Below are 20,558 nucleotides of genomic sequence, written 5' to 3' on the forward strand. Positions count from 1 at the left end.
CCGCTCTTTCATGCCCACCCCACCACCAGCACCTGCGTGCGAGGCATCACCCACACCGAGACAGCCGAACGCCAATCGCTTCACCACCACGCTCTGAGATTGCTCAGCACACCCGCTCGCTCGGACGCCGAGTCGGCCAGCGCGAGCGCTTCGCGCGTCCAGCAGACCGCCTCGTCGAGATCCTCGCTCTCACCCGCCTGAAGCACACCGCGGGCGCGGAGCGCCGCGCCGAAGTTCGCGAGCGCCGCTGTACTCCATGCACCCCTCTCGCGCTCGGCCCCGACTGCCCTACCCGCGAACTCGACCGCAGCGTCGACATCGGCACGCTCGCCCCTGCGGTCGAAGCGGTTCAGGTGAGCGGACCCGAGCGAGTCCAGATAGGCCGGATAGTCCGGCAGATCTGGATCGGCTTCGTTGACGAGCCGGGCGAACACTGAGACGGCTTTGTCCATTGGAACGTCGGCGTCGGCGCTTGACTCCGCCAGTGCCAGGACAATCCGGCCGTACTCGTACTGGCAGTCCAGCGGATCGACGTGTTCGGTCTGTACGTAGTCCAGGACCGGCGCCAGCTCGGCCTCGGCCACTGTCAGGAGGCCGCGATCGCGAGTGACCCGGTGAATTCTTCGCAGCACCACGCCGACGTTGTAGCGCAGCAGGGCCGAGTAGCGTCCGGCGGACGCCGGGTTCGCCAAGCCGAGGAGGAGGGTCTCCGCGGCACGCTCAAGATCGGACAGCTCACGACACTCGTCATAGCGCGACTGTAGGGCCAGCGACAGATTGTGCCGGTACGCGGCTACCGACTCATCAGTGTCCGACATACCCGCAATAGCTCTTGTCAGCAGCCTGATTGCGGCATCGAGCGCTTCCAGCCGCTCGGACTTTGGGCCAGCAGCCTCCAGGAGAGACCGGTAGCGCCTCAGGCGCTCGATGCCGGAGCCAGCCGCGAGCAGCGCATCCTCGCCCGGTGTTCGACGACCGCCCGCGGACGCACCTTCAGCGTCGTCCCCAAATGTCGAGCGCTCGGCCATGGAGGGATTCTCGTCCGGCACAGCTCACGGCACAAGCATCGTTTCTCACAGCGTGTCAGGTGTGTCCGCAGCTCATTCAGCATCTGACCGCATCGTCGATCGCGCGGGACGAGCGCGTGGCGAGCCTCCGTCTCGCGCCTGCTTCCGCCACCACCCGCTGGGATCGAACTGTGTGGCGTGGTTGACGGCACATCAGAGATGCTGCAGCGGCAGTCTTCCCGCGGGATCACGGGGCATAGGGAACATCCCAATGGTCTTGTCAAGCCGCCGCCGTGACTGGTGGTGCTGCCTGGTAGCACGTTTCGTCGCGAAGCACCGCCCCCAGAACGTTGAACGGCCCTCCGTAGCTGATCCGCTCCAGCCCCAGCACCGCCTTGGTCAGCTCCCGCAGTGTCTGCCGGCTCTCACGACGGGGGAAGCATCCCGACCAGTCCCCGACGCCGTCGTGCCACAGCGCCCGCGCACCTGACGACGACGGCCGCCGCGCTCTGATCCTTCGTTGCAAAAGATCATGATGCCCCAGGCCGCTTGACCAGCACCGCACGCCCGGATCGCGAACTACAGTCGCCGTGACGGAGCCTCATTCGGGGGCTCTGCTCCCGGGTACCTCGCTTGCTGGGTAGTCGAAAGGCTGGTGGGTATTTGCGCCCGCCACGGTGGGGCCACGCTTCCGTCGGATTCCCACCCGTATTGCCGGAGCTGGTGACCCGTTTCTGTTTGGCCTGCTTCGTTGAGCATGTCGACGGCGCGGGAGAGAGCGACCTTGTCGCCGCCCTCCGCTGCAAGGCGCAGGTAGTGCTGGGCGTCTTCGTAGCGTTCTGCGCCGGCGAGGTGTCTGGCTGCGACACGCAGGGCGCGAGCGTCGTCGGCGTCGGCCGCTTTTTCGTACCAGGGAAGGGCTTCGTCGAGTCTGCCGGTGGCGGCCAGTAGGTCGGCTACTCGCTGCTGGCTGAAGGCGTCCCCGGCGGTTGCTGCGCGCTGATACCAGTTGAGTGCCTCATTGAGGTGATCAGCTTGCGAGAGCGTGCCGGCGATGTGCTTGATAGCCCAGGTGTGGCCTTGGGCGGCATGGACGTTCGCACGTGCAGTGGCTTCCTCGTTCTGGTTCGACTTTTCGAGGAGCCGAACAAGCTCTTGCTCAGCGCGTGGGTGTTGTGCGTCGACTGCCCCGCGTAGCCAGGCGATCGCCTCGTCTGTACGGCCGACCAAGTCCAGGAGCATGCCCACTGCGGCTGGTAGGTCCGCGTCTCCGGCTTCTAGCGCGCACTTTTGAAGCGATGGAAGGGCGTCGGTTCTCTTCCTTCGGATGAGGAAGGAGGCGGCTTCGGTGAAAGCGTTGTGGTCTCCGGCATCGTATGCGCGCTGGTAGCGCTCGAGAGCCTCGTCGACCCGGCCGGCCTTCCACAGGGTCTCGGCGGCCCAGCTCCAAGCGTGATCGTCGCCAGCGTCACGAGCACGGTCGTACCAGGCTACGGCCTCATCAATGCGGTCCGATCCTGCCAGCTGCTCCGCTACCTTGTACATGGCCTGACGGTCGCCGGCATGCGCGGCACGCTTGTAGTACAGGAAGGCTTCATCGACCTGGCCCATCTGCTCGTAGGCCCAGGCTGCAGTGGACAAGGCAGCGACGTCTCCTTCGTCGATGAAGCGCGAGAGCCAGGGGAGGACTTCGTTGCCTCGGCCCAGCTGCTGCAGCAGGCTCGCGACGCCGTGGTAGGCCTTGGTGTGGCCGGCCCCCGCTGCGCGCTGGTACCAATCCAGTGCTTCTTCAAGTCGCCCCGCGCGCCTGAGTTTCTTGGCCCCTGACAAGAGGGCGTAGGTGTTCCCCACGTCGGCCGCGTGCAGGTACCACTGCAGCGCCTCCTCCGGGCGGTCGGCGTACCACAGGGAATCCGCCGCTTCGCCCAAGGCGCCCGGGTCCTGGGTGTCGGCGGCGCGCTGGTACCAGGGCAGCGCGGCGTCCAGGTCGTGCTGGGAGTATTCCAGCATCTGCCCAGCAGTGCGCGCGGCGAGATGGTCGCCCACGCTGACCGCACGGTCGAACCAGACCAGTGCTTCCTGGAATCGGCTGGCGTTGTAGAGGGTGTTGGCTGCCCATCCTGGGGCTTCAGGATCTCCGGCTTCGAAGGCAAGGTCGAACCACACCAGGGCCTCATCGACGCGGCCGGACTGTGCAAGGAGGTCGCCCAGCAGCCTCATCGCGGTCGCGTAGCCCGCCTCGGCGGCGGCGGTGAAGAGCTGGGCGGCGGTCCGTAGGAGTCCGCGTTCCTGGGCAGCCGTTCCCATGGCAACCTTGTCCCCGGCAGCGGCGTGGGCGAGGAATGTTTCCCACACGGTGGCTGGCGGGAGCTGCCTGCAACGGGTCTGTCGACCGTGTTGCTCCAGGTAATCGGCCAGCCGGACAGACTGAGCAGGAGCGTGCTTCTCGCCGCGGCGCGGACGGGGAGCTGTCAGCGGGGCACGCGCTCCGCGCACGGGCTCCGTGGCGTAGGACAGCGCACGCGCGACCCAATCCTCGTCTAGCAGGTCGAGTTTGGCCTGGGTCAGGTAGCCCTCGGCAGCTTCCTCGAGCATCACCAAGGGGAGGTCGGGACCGTAGCCGAGACGGCGGCAGTCCATGGCCGCCTCGATGAGTGCGCGGGCTCCGTCCGGCGCATCCCGATATCGCTCCAGCAGTGCTGGCCCGCCGGCCAGGTACTGGGTGATCTGCGCCTGCTCCGCGTGCTCAAGGGCTTGACGCAGGCGAGCATCCATCACCGCCAGGGGCTGCGCGACAGCAAGATCGCGCCGCGTGAAGGCATCCGGTACCCGGATGCTGTGGGCCATCAGCAGCTGGCGCGCCTGAGCATGCGGGTCGGGTCCGCTTCTTGAGGCTGGTTCGGTCAGAGCTGCCCAATGCTCTGGCCACATGGTGCCAAGGACAAGCACGGGACCGCGGTCGGCGTCGCTCAGGAGGGTACGAAGGCTCGCGGCGGCTCGCTCACCGAGGTCGCTGGAGGAGGTCAGTAGGTAGCGCTGGATCTCGTTGAGCCACACCACGGTGTTCGGCCCGACGGCGGAAGCGTCCCTTAGCACCGCTTCGGGCGGACTGGGGTCAATCGGGTGCCACACCCGCCACGTGCTCGGAAGCTCCTGGAGCGCCTCCCAGCAGGCGCGGGTCTTGCCGGTCGAGGACCCGCCCACCAGGACAACCAGCTGGCTGTCCCCGCGTACCGCCTGCCGCACCCTCGCACGCAGGCCGGTGTCGAACCCCCGCTCCACGTAGGCCGGAAGGAACCCGTCGCCTACCCCGTCAGCCGGCTCCGCCTCGATCGCCGGATGCACCTCCAATGCAAAAGGATCAAGGGAGTTGCCGATCGGTACTCCTAGGGGCTTCCACTGTCGTGCCTGCACCCACAGGTTCCGCACACGCTGAACAGCGTCGTCGACACTCCACGCCGCATCCCGTGCCAACACGGCAGCGAGCGCGAGGACGTCCGCCAGCTTCGCAGGCACCTGCGGCGCGCTCAGTATCCGAAAAACGGTGTCCCGGCTGGGCGCCCCATCCAGACCATCATCCTCCGCGATCTTCTCAGCGATCACATCGAGCGATGGAGTGTCGGCAGCCGTGTATAGCTCGTGGAGCAAGCCCTTCAGGTCCCGCAACGGACCAGGAGCCACCCTCGGCTGGCTGACAGGGCGAGGTCGACGCTGGCCGCTACCTCCCGCATCGCGACTCATCGCACCATCGTCTCGCAACCCAACGGACCTGCGCCTCCTGAACAGCACAGATATCAGCTTGGCAGGAGGGTCCATCGCAACTCGTAGGAGACGCCCGAACCGAGCCCAGCCTGGGAAACGAGCCCCACCGGCTCAGCCTCTGATCAAGAGACCCCAGGAGGATCGATGAGTCACCCGTCTCTCACCCGCACCGAGCGTCTTACTCTCGCCCGTGCTGCCCTTGTTGGCCTGCTCAGCGGCACCGCCCGCGCTGCAATCACCTGGCTGCTCCAGCAGGCCCACTTCTAGCCCACCGACGCGCCGCTTCATCGTGCCCCCAGCGCAACACGGGAGGGAGCGCTGTGGACCTGACCTGCAGCAACAGAGCGAAAGAGAGCTGGGTGCTGGGTGCAGCGCGATTGCGCTGCACCCAGCACCCAGATACTCCGGGGGCCGGCCAGCCTAGCGTGGTCCGGTTGGGCGGGCGCGTGCTTATGCTTCCCGTTCGATGGGGCCGGTATTGGGTGGTGCCGCGTTCCATGACTCGGTGATCGTCCCGTCCGCCTCCCATCCGTATCGAGACAGTTGCTCGGCCTCTATGCCGCGGCCCGCGTCTCGCAACAGCCAGACCACTCGTCTCAACGAGTCGCTGTCACCGGCCCCCGCGGCGCGTCGGGCCCAGGCGATTGCCTTCTCGTGGCCGCCTTCGCTCTGTAGCAAGCTGACTGGTTGCCGTCGGGGGAGGGGTGTGCTGGCGGCGGTGCGGTCTTGCAGCCCGGCTGCTTCTTCAGTGCGGCCCGTCTGTTTCAGGAGCTGGGCCGCTTTCTTGACGGCGAGTGCGTGGCCTGAGTCAGCGGCGTATTGGTACCAGGCGATTGCCTTCTCGACGTGTCCCTCCGCAGCGAGCAAGGCCGCCGCCTGGGCCATAGTGTCGCCGAGGTCGGTGGCCGCGCGCGCTTGGAGCCAGTCAATCGCCTCTTCGGCACGGTTGTCGTGTTCCAGGAGTTGAGCACCCCGCAGCAGGGCTTCAGCGTTGCCGGCATCGGCAGCGCGCTGGTAGCACGTGAGGGCTTCGTCGTGGTGGCGCGTTTGTCTCAGTAGATCGGCGGCGCGCAGTAGGGCGACGGTGTCGCCGGTTTCGGCTGCGCGCCGGTACCAGGTGATCGCCCGCTCGGGCATTCCGGCTTGCCTCAGCAGGACGGCTCCGGCCCTGAGGGCGAAGGCGAAGCCAGCGTCGGCTGCGCGGTCGTACCAGTCGAGGGCTTCTTCGAGTCGGTCCGCTTCCTCGAGCAGCTCGGCTGCCCGTACCAGGGCCAAAGTATCGCCGGCGTCGGCTGCGCGCTCGAAGCAGTCGAGGGCTTCATCGAGTCGTCCTGCTTCCTCGAGCAGGTCGGCGACCCGTACCAGGGCGACGGCGTCACCGGAATCGACTCGGCCGTGCAGCCAGCCGATCGCCTCGTCAAGGCGTCCTGCCTCCTCAAGGAGGTCGGCGGCGCGGACCAGGGCTACGGTGTCGCCGGCTTCGGCGCGGTCCTGCAGCCAGCCGATCGCCTCCTCTGAGCGTCCCGCCTCGTGCAACAGGTCGATCACCTGCATCAGCGCTACGGTGTCGCCGGTTTCGGCGCGGTCCTGCAACCACTCGATCGCCTCCTCGGCCCGGCTGGCAGTCTTCCCTGCTCCCGTTACTTGGTGGACCACCTGGCTGGTGGGAACTGCATCGTGCACCAGGCCGGCTGCCCATCGCGAGGCGAAGGCGTTGCCGGCGTCTGCGGCGCGCTCGTACCAGGTGATCGCCTCCCGGCTGCGCCGGGCTGCGCGCAGCAGGTCACCCGCCCGCTTCAACGCGAAGGCGTCACCAGAGTCCGCGGCGCGCTCGTACCAAGTCAGAGCCTCATCGACGCGGCCTGCCTCTCCCAACAAAGCGCCCGCTCGCCCGAGGGCGTCGATGTCGCCTGCTGCGGCGGCATCGGTATAGAACCGGATGGCCAGGCGCATGAGTCCGCGGGTCTGCGCTGCCTGAGCGAGGGCGGTGCGTTCGGCGAGTGGGGCGTAGTCGAGCAGGGCGTCCCACAGTGCAGCGGGAATAGGGGTGGTGCGGCGGTGCTCGCGGCTGTGCTGGACCAGGTAGTCGGCCAAGCGGTAGTGCGGCTGATTAGGCTTTGGTTCACCGCGACGGGGGCGTATGCGGGTGAGCGGACCGCGTGCACCGCGCAGGGGTTGCACGGCGTAGGCCAGTGCCTGTTCGAGCCAGTCCTCTCCTAGGAGGTCCCATTGCTGGTCGTTTAGGTAGCCCTCGGCCGCGGCCTCCAGCAGGGCGTGGGGCAGGGCGGGGCTGTGGCCCAGGCGCCGGGCGTCCATTGCGGCGTCGATCAGCGCCCGTTCGGCGTCTGATGCGGTGTGGTAGCGCTCCAGGAGGGCGGGGGCGCCGGCAAGGTACTGGGTGATCTGCCTGTTCTCCGCGCGTTCGGCGGCATGGGCGAGCCGCGGGTCGCCCTCTGCCCTCTCATGTAGTGCGACAAGGTCATCGTCGGTGAATGCCGAAGGAACTGGCAGTTCATGGCCGGTCAGCAGCGCGCGGGCTTGGGCGTGCAGGTCGGGGTGACCGGGTTGGGGCGGGGTGGTGAGGATCCTCCAGTACTCGGTCCATACAGTGCCGAGCACCAGCACCGGCGCGCGCTGTGGGTCACGCAAGAGCTCCCGCAGCCCGGCAGCTACGCGCTCCCCTAGACCGTCGACCGCGGTGAGAAGGTAGTGCTGGGCCTCGTTCAACCACATCACGGTGCGCGGCCCGGCGGCTGCGATCTCCTCCAAGGCAGCATCGGGTCGGCTGGGATCGATGGGATGCCACAACCGCCATCCTCGGGGCAGCTTTTGGACGGCCTCCCAACAGGCCCGGGTCTTTCCTGTAGATGATCCGCCCACTAAGACCAGCAGTCTGCTCTCTCCGTCGGCCGCCTCGGTGACGACCTGACGCAGCCGCTCATCGTGCTCCCGCGCGACGTACGCCGGCAGCACCGGTAGTGGGTCTTCGCCCGTTGCCGCAGCCTCGATCGCCCGGTGCACTTCCAGGGTGAAGGGGTTGGTGTACTCAGCGATGGGTTGGCCTGCGGGCCTGGCCATACGGACTTGGAGCCATAGGTCGCGTACCCGGATGGTGAGATCGTCCCGGTCCCAGGCCGCGCGGCGGGCGAGGACCGAGGCAACGGCGACCGCATCTCCCTGCTGCACCGGGAGCTGAGGGGAGCTCAGACAGCGGTGAACGGAGTCACGGCTCGGCGCTCCTGACAGGCCGTCATCGGACTCGATGTCGGCCGCTATCTCGTCGAGGGTCGGGGATCCGGCCGCCAGGTACACCTCGTACAGAAGGTCCTTCAGGTCCCGCAGCGGTCCCGGCCCCACGCGAGCGCGCATCACCGATCGCGGCCTCCTCACTGCCCCGCGCCCGGCATCGCTACTCATCGCACCATCGTCGCGCACCCGCTTGGCTGTGCGGCCCCGGACAGCACAGATGAGCCCCCCTGATCCGCATCGCGACGAGGACTTGAAATCAAGGGATCGATCGCAGCTCATCCACATCGAATTGCTGGAGTATCACGCGCACTACCCCGCGACCGCGCTCGACACTGCTGCCGCGAAGGACAGGTTCGCCTCACCACCCGACAAGCCGCGTCCCGTGGCGCAATGGACGGCCCCGCAGCTCGGTGTGCACTCGCTGCCCGAGAATCGGCGTTTCTGCGATGACGTGCGCTGTGGGTGCCGGGAGCGGTCAGTCCGTCTACGGGCCCGGCTGGCGAGGGTTCGGATCGAACCCGATCGTCACGGTACCCGTCTTCAGCGCCGGTACGGCACTGGCCAGCGCCTGAGCCAGCCTTCCGGCACGCTGTTGCTGCAGTACCCAGTAGGTCCGGTCCGCGACCTGGACGAGATAGGTTCTGCCTTGTCGATGCTGGTGCGGGAGGAGTGAGCGTGGGGGCGACCGAGTCCAACGCTGGGGATGACTTCCACTTCTGGTGGACTGCCGGGCGAGCTCTCGAGCTCGTATCCCCGGGAACGGACCTTGCGCTCGTCACGGTCGAGGGCCTCGCGGCTGTCGACGACCCGGACGACCAGTATGAGACGGTCGACGTCGCGGAGTACGTGGGCGGGCGGACCACAGCCACCGCGCACGAGATCGTGATGTCGCAACTGAAGTACAGCAGCCGCCACCCCGACACGGCGTGGACTGCCGCCCGGCTGTGCACGAAGCGGGTCCGTAAGGCGGACGGGAAGGCCGTCGCGGAACGGTCGGTGATCGCCGACCTCGCTGCGGCCTACACGCGCCTGCGGGACGACCACGGCGACCAGGCACTGGCGAAGACGCGCATCGCGCTGGTGAGCAACTGCCCCGGGGATCCCCTGCTCCTGGAGAGCGTGGCAGCAGCAGCACAGTGGGCAGCCGGCCAGACCACCGCCACCAAGGCGGCCCTACTCGCCGCGCTCCCTCAGAACCAGGCCGAGGTCATCGGCAAGCTGGACACGGCCATCGGCACGCGCTTGAAGAGTGCCGAGTTCTGCCACTTCCTGCAGGTCCTTGACCTCTCGACCACCGGGACGCTGGACCGGACCGCGCTCGCGCGGGCGGTGAAGTCGGGGGCGAGCGTCCTGACGCCCGGGTACGGCCCGGACTCGGCGAACCGGCTCTTCGACCTGGTCCGCCAGCAGGCGTTGCCCGGTGCCAGCCGGCACGGCATCACTGCGGAGGATGTGCTGGCGACGCTGGGCGTCGCCGACGTGCTCGACCTGTATCCGGCACCGCTACGCGTGGAGACGCTCGACGATCCGCTGCCGACGGCGGGCGCCAAGGCGATCGCCGAGGGAGTCCAGGCCAACCTGGGCGGGTTGATCGTCGCACACGGTGAGGCAGGCGTCGGGAAGACCACGGCGATGCGGCAGATCGGGGACCACCTCCCGGCCGGGTCGCAGGTGGTGCTCTTCGACTGCTACGGGGCAGGGGAATACCTCAGCGCGGGGGAGGAGCGGCATACCCCGCGCCGGTTCGTCACCCAGATCGTGAACGAGGTGGCGCAGCGTTGCGGCACGCCCCTGCTGGTGCAGGCCCCGGCCGCCGAGGCTGACCTGTGGCGCAGACTGAAGCGCACACTGGATCAGGCAGTCACGACCCTTCCCGACGACGCGGTGCTGGTCCTGGCGGTGGATGCGGCGGACAACAGCGCCGTGGCGGCCGGCGAACGCGACGAGCGGAGCTTCCTGCCGGACCTTGTCCGGCTGGGGCTGCCGGAGCGTGCAGCCGTCGTGCTGTCCACGCGAAGCCACCGCATCCCCTCGCTGCAGGCCGACGACTCCGTGCCGGTCAAGCTGTTGCCTTTCGACGCCCCGACCTCGGCGGCGCACCTGCGCCGCTACCAGCCCACCGCTTCCGACGAGGAGTGCCTGGACTTCCACACGCGCAGCGGCGGCAACCCGCGAGCGCAGTACTACACCCTGGAGCAGGCCCGCGCTGAAGCGTGGGACATGGCAACCCTGCTGGACAACAGCGAGCGGACTCCGCGGCAGCTGTTCGAGTTACTCCTCGCATCGGGGCTCCAGGCCAGCGGTGCGGACGCGGGCGGGCAGCGGTGGCTGGCGTGTCTTCTGGCGCTGGCCCGTCCGGTCAGCATGGCCACCCTGGCGTCCGCCCTGAAGGTGTCCGACGAACAGGTGACCGCATTCGCGAAGGGTCTGACTCCCGGGGTGAGGCTCGTGGGGGAGCAGATCCAGTTCCGGGACGAGGACTTCGAGACGTTCGTGCGCGGCCGCGTGGAACCCGCTGCCGTCGTTGCGGCGCACGACCGCCTGGCCGACCTGTTCCTTGACCAGCGCACCACCAGCCCGGACGCCGCGGCGCACGTCGCCACCCACCTGTACCGGGCGAAGCGGCTGACGGAACTGTTGGACCTGGTCCTGGCGGAGGACTCCCCGACGGGGATCGCGGACGGGTTCCGGCGCGAGCAGGTCCAGATGGAGCGACTGCGCCTGGCCGCACTGGCGGCTGCCGAGACCGGGTCCGCGTCGGCCGCGGTCCGCCTGGCCGCGCGGGGATGTGACACGGCATCACGATCCGAGAGCCTGTCGCAGCTCGTGGACTCCCACATGGATCTGGTGGCCTGGTACGCCGATGTGGACCTGCTCCACGCCTACGCGCCCCGCAAAGGTAGGGGCCAGTGGCTCGGGCCGGTGTGGATGCGGCTGGCGGGCGTGCTGTCGCGGGATCCGCAGCGGCAGGCCGAGACGAGAAACGCCTTGGACAAGGCCGTCGCCTGGTTGCGGCGTTGGACCACCGAGCAGGACGGGGAAGCGAGATCCTGGCAGGTGAGCGCCGACGATGTCGCGGCAGCCGCGGAGGCGCGGTACCGGCTTGAGGGGATGCAGGCCGCGATCCGCGAACTGCGGCGGTGGCGGCCGGCCTCCTTCATCGTGGAGGCAACGGAGCGCCTCGCGGCCAGGCTCGCCGGAGAACTGGACCTCCAGGAGGTGCACGACGCCCTGACCCGGCATCACGTGCCGCCGTACGCCCAGGCACCGGTCCTGGCCCACCTCGGCAGCGCAGCGTCCCCGCCTCCCGCAGCATGGGTGGACGAGGTCGCGGCCGCAATCACCAGCGCTCCGCCCTCAGCCCACCAGCCCTGGCACCTGAAGCTCCTCGACGTCACCCTGCGCTTCGGTGACCGCCAGTCCGCGCTGGCCCTGGCCCAGCACTGGTCAAGCGAACTGTCCACGCAGAAGTCGGCGTTCCAATCGCCGTCGAGTCCCGCAATGATCGCCCTGTACTGCCATGCTGCCTCGGCCGCCCTGCACGACGCCCAGACGCACGCACAACAACTCCTGCCCGCCTCCTTGCAACCGCCGGCGGAGGAGACCCGGCAAGGCTATGACCAGCGCGCTGCCGAGCGCGAGGACTGGCTGAAGCGGGCCGACCCACTGATCGCCGCGGCCTTCCTCCATGTGCGGGCCGTCCTGGACCAGGCACATGCCGACGACGTGCAGGCGTTCTGCACGGCTGGCCTGCAGACGCGCACCAGCCAGACCAAGTACCGCTGGTTCACCTACGACCGAGAGTTCCGCGCCTGGGCGACGCTTGTGGCGTCCGCCGCCGTCCAGACGAGCGCCCCCGCAGGCATCGTCGACCAGTTGGCGGACGCGGCAGGCGTGTTGCTGCGCGACGGGGCTCCCACGCTGTGGCTGGACCTGGCGGAATTGCTCGCCGGACGCGGAGCCCATCCGGACAAGGCAGCTGACCTGTGCTTCAAGGCCGCGCAGACGGCCCGCGGCCACGGATACGACGCCGCGGAGCGCCTGGAGCTCCTGGCCCGCAGCGCGAGCATCGCGGCATCCCTCAGCGACGATCTCGGCCGTGAACTGTTCAGCCAGGCCGTCGACGCGGCCGCCGGCATCAACGACGGCTCGGCCCGGCTGCTCAGCGTCTACGCCGACCTGGCACAGCGTGCCGACCTGCCCGCACCCAGCCGTGCCGCAGCAGCCGCACGCCTGGTCGCGGCCGTGGAAGCCGTCGCCCCGCACGTCACCGACTCCGGGGTCATCCCGTACGAGGAGGTACTGAAGGCCGCGGCCGGCCTCGACTGCCACATCGGTCTGGCCACGGCCAGCCGCTGGGACGACGAGGACCGGATCCCGGTCGCACAGGCGCTGCCGGCCGCACTCGAAGGGGGCGTCACCACGGGAGCACTGCCCCCCTGGCAGGCACTCGCCCTCGACCACCTGATCGATGACGACGCGCGACGCCTCGCGTTCCAAATCACCGTGGCGCGCCACCTCGCCTCGGGGTCAGCGAGCAACCTCGCGACCGCCCGGACAGCACTCGTTCGTTCCAGCGACTGGCTGCGGCGCCGCGTCCCCACGCGCTTGCAGCCCTCGCTCGCGCGGCAACTCCTCGACGCAGCAGACACCCTCGGCCAGAGCGCAGCGATCCGCCCTGCCCTCGGGCCGATCATTGGCCTGGCACCGGAGACCGCCGAACCCGACCAGGCCGACCAGGCCCTGACCACCCGGACGCTGAACCCCGAGGAGTCCGCCGGCAAGGGGACGCCCGTGGCGACGGTGACCGGGTCCAGTTGGCGCACACTCAACAAGGACATCCAGGCGATGGACACCGCAGCGCCGTACGGACGCCACCTGGTCGAACACATCATCAACATCGTCGAAGCCGCGCCCATGCACGAGCGCCTGCCAGCGCTCGACGCAGCAGCTTCCCTCGCGTCCAACAACGCGCCGACCGTCGTCCAGGCGCTGGCGGTCCTCGTCACCCAGTGGCGGAACTGGCCCGGCGTCCCAGCGTGGGCAGCCCGCACCCTCACCGTCCTCCTCGAGGAGCACTTGTCCGACCTTGTCTGGACACACGATCCCCAAGGCCTGGTGGAGCATCTGCGCTGCCTCGGCGACGACGCCACGGTCCGCGGCGCGATCCTGCGCGCACTGCCGCGCGCCCAGACGCGCCTGAGCGCCTTCGGCTGGGACGCCATCGCCACCGTGCTCGGCCGCCTGAGCGACCCCGCGTCTGCCGCCGACGCCCTCACCGCCCTCCTCGCCCCGTACCCCGACCCCACCCCGGTGCATCCCGATCCGGGCGACACCCCGATCCCGCTGCTGCTCTGGAGCGCCTTCGGACACCCCCGGCGTGAGATCCGGTGGCGGGCAGCGCATGCGACAAGGGAGTTGCTCAGCCACCCGGACCACGCCGCGACACGGTCACTGGCTTCCGCGCTTGTCGCCTGCCTCGACCGCCAGGACGCCGCCCCGCACCGGGATCCGACCCTGCACTTCTACCGGCTCTCGGCGGTCACCGGACTGCTCACCGCCCTCCATCGAGTCGCCTGCGACAGGCCCGCGCTCATGCAGGACCATCTCGCCGTCTTCATCCGACACGCCACCAGCACCGACCTGCCCCACGCGCAGATCCGCGAACTCGCGCGAAGCACTGCCCTGGTCCTGGCCGGCCCGGACGACCCCTCACGTGACCGGCTCGACGCAGCGAACCGACCCGACCGCTGCTCCATCGAGCGGCACACCAGCAATGGGTCCAGTGACAACCGGGATCCCGGCGACCGGTACCGCTTCGACGCGCTGGACACCGTTCCCTACTGGTTCGGGCCCCTCGCGCGGGTCTTCGACATCCCCGTCGAGAAGATCGCGGCCAAAGCCGAGCGCTGGATCGTGGACACGTGGGGCCTGAGCGAGGCGGACTGGTGGACGGACAGGCGCGAACTACGCAGCAACCGGACCGCGGATCGAATGAGCCACCGCCATGGCTCCATCCCCCAGGAGGAGAGCCTGCGGCTCTACCTGGAGTACCACGCCATGCTGGCCGAGGCCGGTGAACTCGCCGACGAGGGATACCCCCTGCATGTCGATGAGTGGACGGACAGCACGAACCCCTGGGACGAGTGGCTGGCCGCGTACGTGATGCCCGACGGGCCGTGGCTGTCCGACCTCAGCGAGCCCGTACCCGCGCAGCCGTACCTGTTCTTCGGCTCGGACCCGGCAAACAGCCACTGGGACACCCCCCAGCTCACCGACAGCAATGAGATCTTCGGCCTGGCTGGCGAAGACCTTCCCCCGTCCGTCCTCGTTGCCGCCTCCCTCAACATCACCTGGCCAGACGCCTACGAGAACATCGCTGTCGCCTCCGCCCTTGTGCGCCCCGACCGGGCCGAAGACCTTCAACGGGCCCTGGCCGCAGCCACCGAGCCCTGGGACTGGAAGCTCCCCCGTGAGGATGAAGCCGAATTCGAAGTCAGCTACGGCCTCTTCGAGCTGCGCGGCTGGTTGCGCGATCCCGATTCGCGACGCGAGACCCTCGACGAGCACGACCCCTACGCGCGAGGGCTGCATCCGGAAGGCCCCCTGCCTGGACGCACCTTCCTACAGCTGACCCAGGCCCACCCCGACCCTCTCGGAACCCGCCTGCGCACACCCGACCAGACCGTCGTCGCGCACTGGACGCAATGGTCCGACGGCGAACCTGAAGAACGCCGCCCGGGCAAGACGACCAGCGGATCCCGCGTCCACGTGACCCGCGACGCACTGCTGACCCACCTGCAGACCACCGGATACAGCCTCATCGTGGAGGTCCAAATTGGACGACGCCGCAACAGAGCAGCCGACCACCACCGAGCCCGCCGCAGCTGGCTCTACCTCATCCACGCAGACGGCCGAACAACAGTCCGCTGACCCAGTCACCGAACTCGGCGAGCGGATCCTGGCGGAACTCGGCGAAGAACGCATCAACAACACACTCGTCCGCTGGCTCAGCCACCACACCGCCGCACTCGTCAACGCCGCAGACGAGGCCACCCGCGCCGGCGACGTCAGCGCGCCGGCACGAGCAGAGGAAGCCCGGACAGCCATCCTGCAACTCTGGCAGGCACGCTCCACCTGGCCCGAAGGCTGGCCGCCGCCCAGGGCCGCCGCCATGGCCACGACCCTCGCCGACATCACCGAGCCGACAGCGGATACCTGGCCGCGCCACTCCGTCCCGGCACGCCTCCACGACCTGCACTACGTGATCCTCGCGGCACTCGCCGACGTGGCCGCAACGAGCGCCCCCCAGGGCACCGAGGAGAACTGGCTCGACGCGGGCGAGGAACACCTCACCGACTCCGAGACCCTCCTGCTGCGCCGGGCCTCCGCGGCGCCCCAACGCGTGGAGGCTCTTGGCGAGTTGGCGACGTTCATGGCCCGGCTCAATTCCCCGGAACTCGAGGAACTCGGTGGTCCACCAGTAGTCGACGACACGGGACACTCGCTGTTGCGGCTGGCCGACACCTACCGAAAGATCGTCATCGAATTCGTGGGGCGAGCAGCGCGTCCCACGCAAACCGACCGAACCGCAGATCAACCGCAAGACACCCATGACGGGCCCGCACAGGAGCGCGGCGCAGAGACCGGGTAGCCGCTCGACGGCCGCGGTGAGGAGGTGGGCGGTGAACGCCGCGACTGGTGATTCCTGGTGGCCGGGGAGCTTAGACCCGCTCCGCGGGAACGCCTGGACCGCTTCCGGCCGCGACCTTTCGGCTCAGCAAGTTCACTCGAACTCGTTACAATAATCAGCCCGGTTTATGTACCGGGGCGCTAGAGTGAGCCCAGACGTTACACCTTCCACTCGTGCAGGCGGTCAAGGGCCTGCGCTGTGTCGGGCTACACCATCGCGTTCCCGGTTTCCGTCAGCCCCTGCCCCGGCCGCCCCACCGGCAGGACATCTGTCGGCTGTCCCTCACCTCTGGAGTTACCCGAGTGTCTGTCATGCGCTCCTCCCACAGCACCGGCGAGGCACCGAGGCCGGCTGACTCCCTCGCGACGGCTCCTTCGGACTCGGCTTCCGCTGATCCGATCGATCCGCGCTTGGCGGTAGACGAGCTGGTGGAGGATCTACGCACGATCACCGAGCAACATGCGATCGCAAGTGTGACCGGCCTGGCCGCCGTCCCGGCGGTGCGCGCGGCCAGCCCGCGACTCGACTTGCCGACCATCTGGCTGACGCCGGGACCGTCCACCGACCGCGGCGCGATGGCCCGCGCCCTGTATGCCGGGCTGCACCTGGACGCTCAACGCCCCCGCCCGCGGGCGATGAGTGCGATGCAGGACCTCATCGCGGCCGAACTGCGTCGTAGCACCCGCCTGGTGGCCGTCGTTGACGCCCATCGGTGGCAGACACCGGCACTGGAACTGCTCTACGGGCTGTGGTCCCCGGCAGCCTTTCCCTTGGTCCTGGTCGGCGACAACACCCTGGACGCGGTCCTCAGGCGCCCCAGGCTCGCGAGTTTGAGGTCGTGCATTTTCATCCGCCACCGCCTAGACGTCGCCCAGTCCGCTCCGACCGCCGACTCGGCCGTGGACGGCGCACCAACCTTGCAAGCAGCGGCCGAGACGGCTGCCACCGTCGCTCCGGACGCAGCGCCGCCGATCCCGGCCACCGCCGCGGGCCAGACGGTCCGTCCGCTCGCATCGGTGGCGGCCGCCGGTACCCCGGAGGCGGACACGGCCCCTCACGCCCGGGGCGGGCCCAGGGCGGTGACGGTCGGCGTCGCGACCGGTCTGCACCTTCCCGCCCCCAGTGACCCGTTGTGGGGCGCGATCCCCGTAGAACTGCGCCAGAACCTACGCGCCCCGGCGCACCAGCTCGTGAACCCAGCACGTGGAGCCCTGGCGGACAAGGCCGGCCGCCCGCTGCGCGTCGCCCTGGCAGCGGCTGCATCCATGCGAACCACCGGAGCGCACTGGCGAACCCTCCTCACTGCTCCCCGCCCGGCATTCGGCGGCTCCGGCAGCGCCCGCGCCCAGCGAGCGTACGAGCAGCTGGAGCTGGTGGTAGCCACCTTCGTCCGCCCCGCCATGGAAAGCCCGGACGCGGCAGCCCGCGCCGCCTCCGACACCCCCGCGCCCCGAGCCCGCCCTACCCGGGTCAAGAAGCCGGCCACCGACCCGAAGCCCGCCCCGTCTGCCGCCGCTCGCGTAGCGCCCAGCCTGGGCACTACGCCGGCGGACAACGCCCGCGCCGTGCCCGACGCCGACCGGGCCACCGGCAACCGGACGACGGGCCTGCAGGGGCCGGCGACCGCCGACCTCGGCACCGAACCGGTAGAACCCGGGCAGTCGACCGCCGCGCCGCGCCCGTCAGCCGAACCGGCTCGCGCCGCTGACGCCATCACCGCGAGCCACGGCCCCGCAGCCCCCATCCACCCGCGCCCGGACGCCCTGAAGGAGACAGCACCCCTGTTGCCCACAGCGATTGACAGCCCGACACCTCCGCCTCCCGCTCCCATCGCCCCGGCCGGGCAGCGCGTCCCCGCCCCTGCGGCCGTATCAGCCGATCCCAAGGAGTCGAGTGCCCCGGCCCCGGCGGCGGCGCCGAGCTCGGTTCCGGTCCCGGCCACGCTGCACGAGGCCCGCGCCGCCCTACCGCACCTGATCCGGGCCGCAGCAGAGTCCGGCACGGCCACCCCGTTGTCCCGCGGCACCCACCACGCCCTGCTCGTCGCCCCGGCCACCGCCACCGCACTGGGATGGAACCTGGCCACCGCCGAGGCCCACGGGATCGCCGACGCCCGCAAGAAGCTCGGCGACCTCATCCAGCATGCGGCCCAGGGCCACCCCCAGGTCCTGCGCCGCCACGTCACCCCCGCCGCGGTGCTGCTCCCCATTGCTCCGGACGGCACCGCGCTGCCCGCCGCGCTCCTGTCCGCGACCGAACTCGGCAAAGAGACAGTCACCGACCAGCCGGTCGCGGCCACCGAACCGACTGCCGAGGCCACCGCCCAGAGCGCTGCGCTCGGTCAGGCCCTAGAGGACCCCTCAACATGCCTTCCCGCTACAAAGCCTCAAAGCGGCACCGATCGTCTGTCCGGCGTCTCCGCGACCACCACGCCGACACCAACTCCCAGAGACGGCAACAGCGCTATCACCACCCCCGCAGCGCCCGCCGTGTCGAGCGGTCCGGCCCCGGCCGGCCAGACCACGCAGCCCGCCGCCCCACCGCAAACAACCCTTTCCGCGACCGCTGCTGCCGCGGCCGCCGACACACTGTTCCCCAGCACACCGCCCGAGCCCGCTCCGGCCGGGACGGCCGCGCACACCATGTCGACCGCCGACGCCCCGCCCCTCGCGCCGACACTCCCACCGGCCGCTGAACACACCAACGCCGGGACCCACCCGGAGCTCCCCGCCGACCCACCGGCCCCAGCATCCACCCGGCGCCGCCTGGCCAGGTTCAGCGAGGCCCTCGACGCCGTCCTCACCACCCCGGACCCCCTCCCCGACGCCCGCATCGCGGACGAGGCCACCGCCACGCCACTCCGCGGCCTGCCGATCGGCATTCCCTCCCTGGACCAGGCCCTGGGCGGGCTGCAGCCCGGCCGCTGCTACCTCGTCGCCGCCGACCCCGGCACCGGCGGCAGCCTCCTGGCGACCGCCGCCGCCCGCACCGCCGCCCTCGACCACCACCAGGCCGTCCTCTACGCCGCATCCGGGCTGACCCGCGCCGACATCGCCGCCCGGATCGTCGCCGCGCACCTGCCCGTCGACTACCGTCGCCTGCGCGCCGGCCACCTCAACGCTGACGAGCAAGCTGACGTCACCGCCCTCCAGGACCACCTGGCCGCAGCCCCGCTGTACATCGACGACGGCACCGACCTCACCCCCGCCGCCATCACCGAGAGCGCCGCGGACCTCCCGGACCTGGCCCTGGTCATCGTCGACCGCCTCCAAGCCGCCGACGACCCCCGCCTCCCGCTGTCCGGCCCCCGCCTGACCGACGCGGTCCAGGCACTGGCCCACCTCGCCCGCACCCACCACCTCCCTGTCCTCGCCGTCCTCGACACCACCAACCCCCGCCTGCTCGCAGCCCTCGGCCTGGACCTCATCCTCACCCTGGCCCCCGACCCCGAGGCCGGAACCACCACCGCGGTCCGCCTCACCATCACCGAGCGCGACCTCGGCACCCAGACCACCCTCACCTTGCGCGCCGACCCGGTCCACGCCCGCCTCACCGACCCCGTCGCCTGCGACCCCTACAAAGGCCGCAACGCGCCCACCACCGCAGACCGCGACGCCCCCACGGCCTACCCCAGCCAGCCCACCCCGCCCACCGCCGCGTTGCCGACTACAGCCGTCCCCGCCCGGCCCACTCAGCCCACCAACGCGCCCGAAGCCGACCCCACCATCAACGACCGCGACCAGCCCCAAGTAGCACCCGGCCAGCGGCCCGCCCGCGTCGCCGCGCCGCGCCGCACCGGCACAGCAGCACGGCCGACAGCGGGCGGCGGGTACGCCAACCGGGACTACAGCTACTACACCGGCATGGTCACCGGCGCCGTCGAACAGGCCCTCCAGGAGCACGGCGGCGACATCCAGGCCGCGACCGAAGCCCTGCTGAAAAAAGCCGTCCCGAATGCAATGGAAATCTTCCAGGCAACCCGAGTCGGCGGGAACTACGACCACACCGTCTATCCGGAACTCCCGGAATTCCTTCGCAAGAAAGTCCGCGACGGCGCGGACGGCATCTGGGAAGGCCGCCACAACTGGAACAACCAACCCCTCCTCGACCAGCTCCGCGCAGGCACCCTGAAGCCCGCCCTGGTCGAGGTCCTGGACACCAACGCGGCCTTCCTGTCCAGCTTCAAGACCCACCTGCCCATCGGCGCCCTCGTCCACGACCCCCTCGGCGGCCACGACCCCAAGCGCTCCGGCATCTACCTCCTCCACCAGCGCCCCGCCTGGAACCACCCCCAGCTGCCCGACCCGATCGGCAACCGCCAGGAACCCGGCGAGATTCTCCTGGACGAAGCCACCATCCGCCTGCTGATCCGCTGCTCCCGGCTCGATCTGTGCGACGCGCCAGTGATCGCCGAGTGCTGGACCAGTGGAGCCAGCGAGGGCCTGCTGGAGAAATTCCGCCGGGTGCTGACCGAATCCAGGGAGACTGCCCTGGCGCGCATGGAAGCCGGGTACGCCGATGCGACCGTGACGATCGAGTACATCAAGGCCATGTACTCGAAGTTCACTTCGACCATGGGCGAGTCCAGTGCCAATCGCGACATCCGACGACCCGAGTGGATGCACACCGTTCGCTCCCAGGCATTCGCCAACCTCTGGTACAAGGGATACAAAGCCCACGAGGCAGGTCTCACCATCGTGCGCATGAGGGGCACGGACGAACTCCACGTCACCGGTGGAGAATGGCGAATCCTCAAAGACCGCGACGGCGGGGTATTCGAAGAAGGACGCCTCACCCACCAAATGAAGCTCAAGCGCCAGTACACCCTGCCGGGAGGCGGCGCCTGA

At 69.6% G+C, this 20,558-nt stretch carries 8 protein-coding genes; 5 read left to right on the forward strand and 3 right to left on the reverse strand.

All coding sequences use genetic code 11. The features are described 5' to 3' along the window. Window positions 1-80 precede the first annotated feature (80 nt). Both ABH941_RS39510 and ABH941_RS39515 read right to left on the reverse strand, forming a co-directional pair. A complete protein-coding gene (locus tag ABH941_RS39510; protein WP_370136437.1) occupies window positions 81-1,028 on the reverse strand; it encodes a hypothetical protein in 948 nt (315 codons plus the stop codon). Window positions 1,029-1,586: 558 nt separating this feature from the next. Then, entirely contained in the window at window positions 1,587-4,610 is a 3,024-nt protein-coding gene (locus tag ABH941_RS39515) for a tetratricopeptide repeat protein (protein WP_370136452.1), read from the reverse strand. Window positions 4,611-4,913: 303 nt separating this feature from the next. Between ABH941_RS39515 and ABH941_RS39520 the strand changes: the two genes are divergently transcribed. After that, window positions 4,914-5,036 carry a hypothetical protein gene (locus ABH941_RS39520; protein WP_370136464.1) on the forward strand — a complete coding sequence of 41 codons (123 nt, stop codon included), beginning with the start codon at window positions 4,914-4,916 and terminating at the stop codon, window positions 5,034-5,036. A gap of 183 nt (window positions 5,037-5,219) precedes the next feature. Here ABH941_RS39520 and ABH941_RS39525 read toward each other — a convergent pair whose 3' ends face one another. Continuing rightward, on the reverse strand, window positions 5,220-8,138 hold the full coding sequence (locus tag ABH941_RS39525; protein WP_370136486.1) for a tetratricopeptide repeat protein: 2,919 nt from the start codon (window positions 8,136-8,138) through the stop codon (window positions 5,220-5,222). Window positions 8,139-8,235: 97 nt separating this feature from the next. Between ABH941_RS39525 and ABH941_RS39530 the strand changes: the two genes are divergently transcribed. The 4 genes from ABH941_RS39530 (at window position 8,236) to ABH941_RS39545 (ending at window position 20,558) form a co-directional block, all read left to right on the forward strand. After that, complete coding sequence (locus tag ABH941_RS39530; protein WP_370136494.1) at window positions 8,236-8,691, forward strand: hypothetical protein; 456 nt, start codon at window positions 8,236-8,238, stop codon at window positions 8,689-8,691. 2 nt (window positions 8,692-8,693) lie between these two features. Beyond that, the gene (locus ABH941_RS39535; protein WP_370136514.1) at window positions 8,694-14,951 is read left to right on the forward strand and encodes an AAA family ATPase; all 6,258 of its coding nucleotides are present in this window, start codon (window positions 8,694-8,696) and stop codon (window positions 14,949-14,951) included. Continuing rightward, the gene (locus ABH941_RS39540) at window positions 14,857-15,672 is read left to right on the forward strand and encodes a hypothetical protein (RefSeq protein WP_370136521.1); all 816 of its coding nucleotides are present in this window, start codon (window positions 14,857-14,859) and stop codon (window positions 15,670-15,672) included. Before ABH941_RS39535 ends, ABH941_RS39540 begins: the two co-directional genes overlap by 95 nt. Window positions 15,673-16,121: 449 nt before the next feature. Continuing rightward, on the forward strand, window positions 16,122-20,558 hold the full coding sequence (locus ABH941_RS39545; protein WP_370136538.1) for a type II toxin-antitoxin system prevent-host-death family antitoxin: 4,437 nt from the start codon (window positions 16,122-16,124) through the stop codon (window positions 20,556-20,558).

The sequence above is a fragment of the Streptacidiphilus sp. EB103A genome (assembly GCF_041261405.1).
In the GTDB taxonomy this organism is placed as follows: domain Bacteria; phylum Actinomycetota; class Actinomycetes; order Streptomycetales; family Streptomycetaceae; genus Streptacidiphilus.

Excerpts from the sequence above, each read along its gene's own strand:
- ABH941_RS39510 (WP_370136437.1), bottom strand. The coding sequence starts at position 1,028 with ATGGCCGAGCGCTCGACATTTGGGGACGACGCTGAAGGTGCGTCCGCG.
- ABH941_RS39520 (WP_370136464.1), top strand. The coding sequence starts at position 4,914 with ATGAGTCACCCGTCTCTCACCCGCACCGAGCGTCTTACTCTCGCCCGT.
- ABH941_RS39525 (WP_370136486.1), bottom strand. The coding sequence starts at position 8,138 with ATGCGCGCTCGCGTGGGGCCGGGACCGCTGCGGGACCTGAAGGACCTT.
- ABH941_RS39530 (WP_370136494.1), top strand. The coding sequence starts at position 8,236 with ATGAGCCCCCCTGATCCGCATCGCGACGAGGACTTGAAATCAAGGGAT.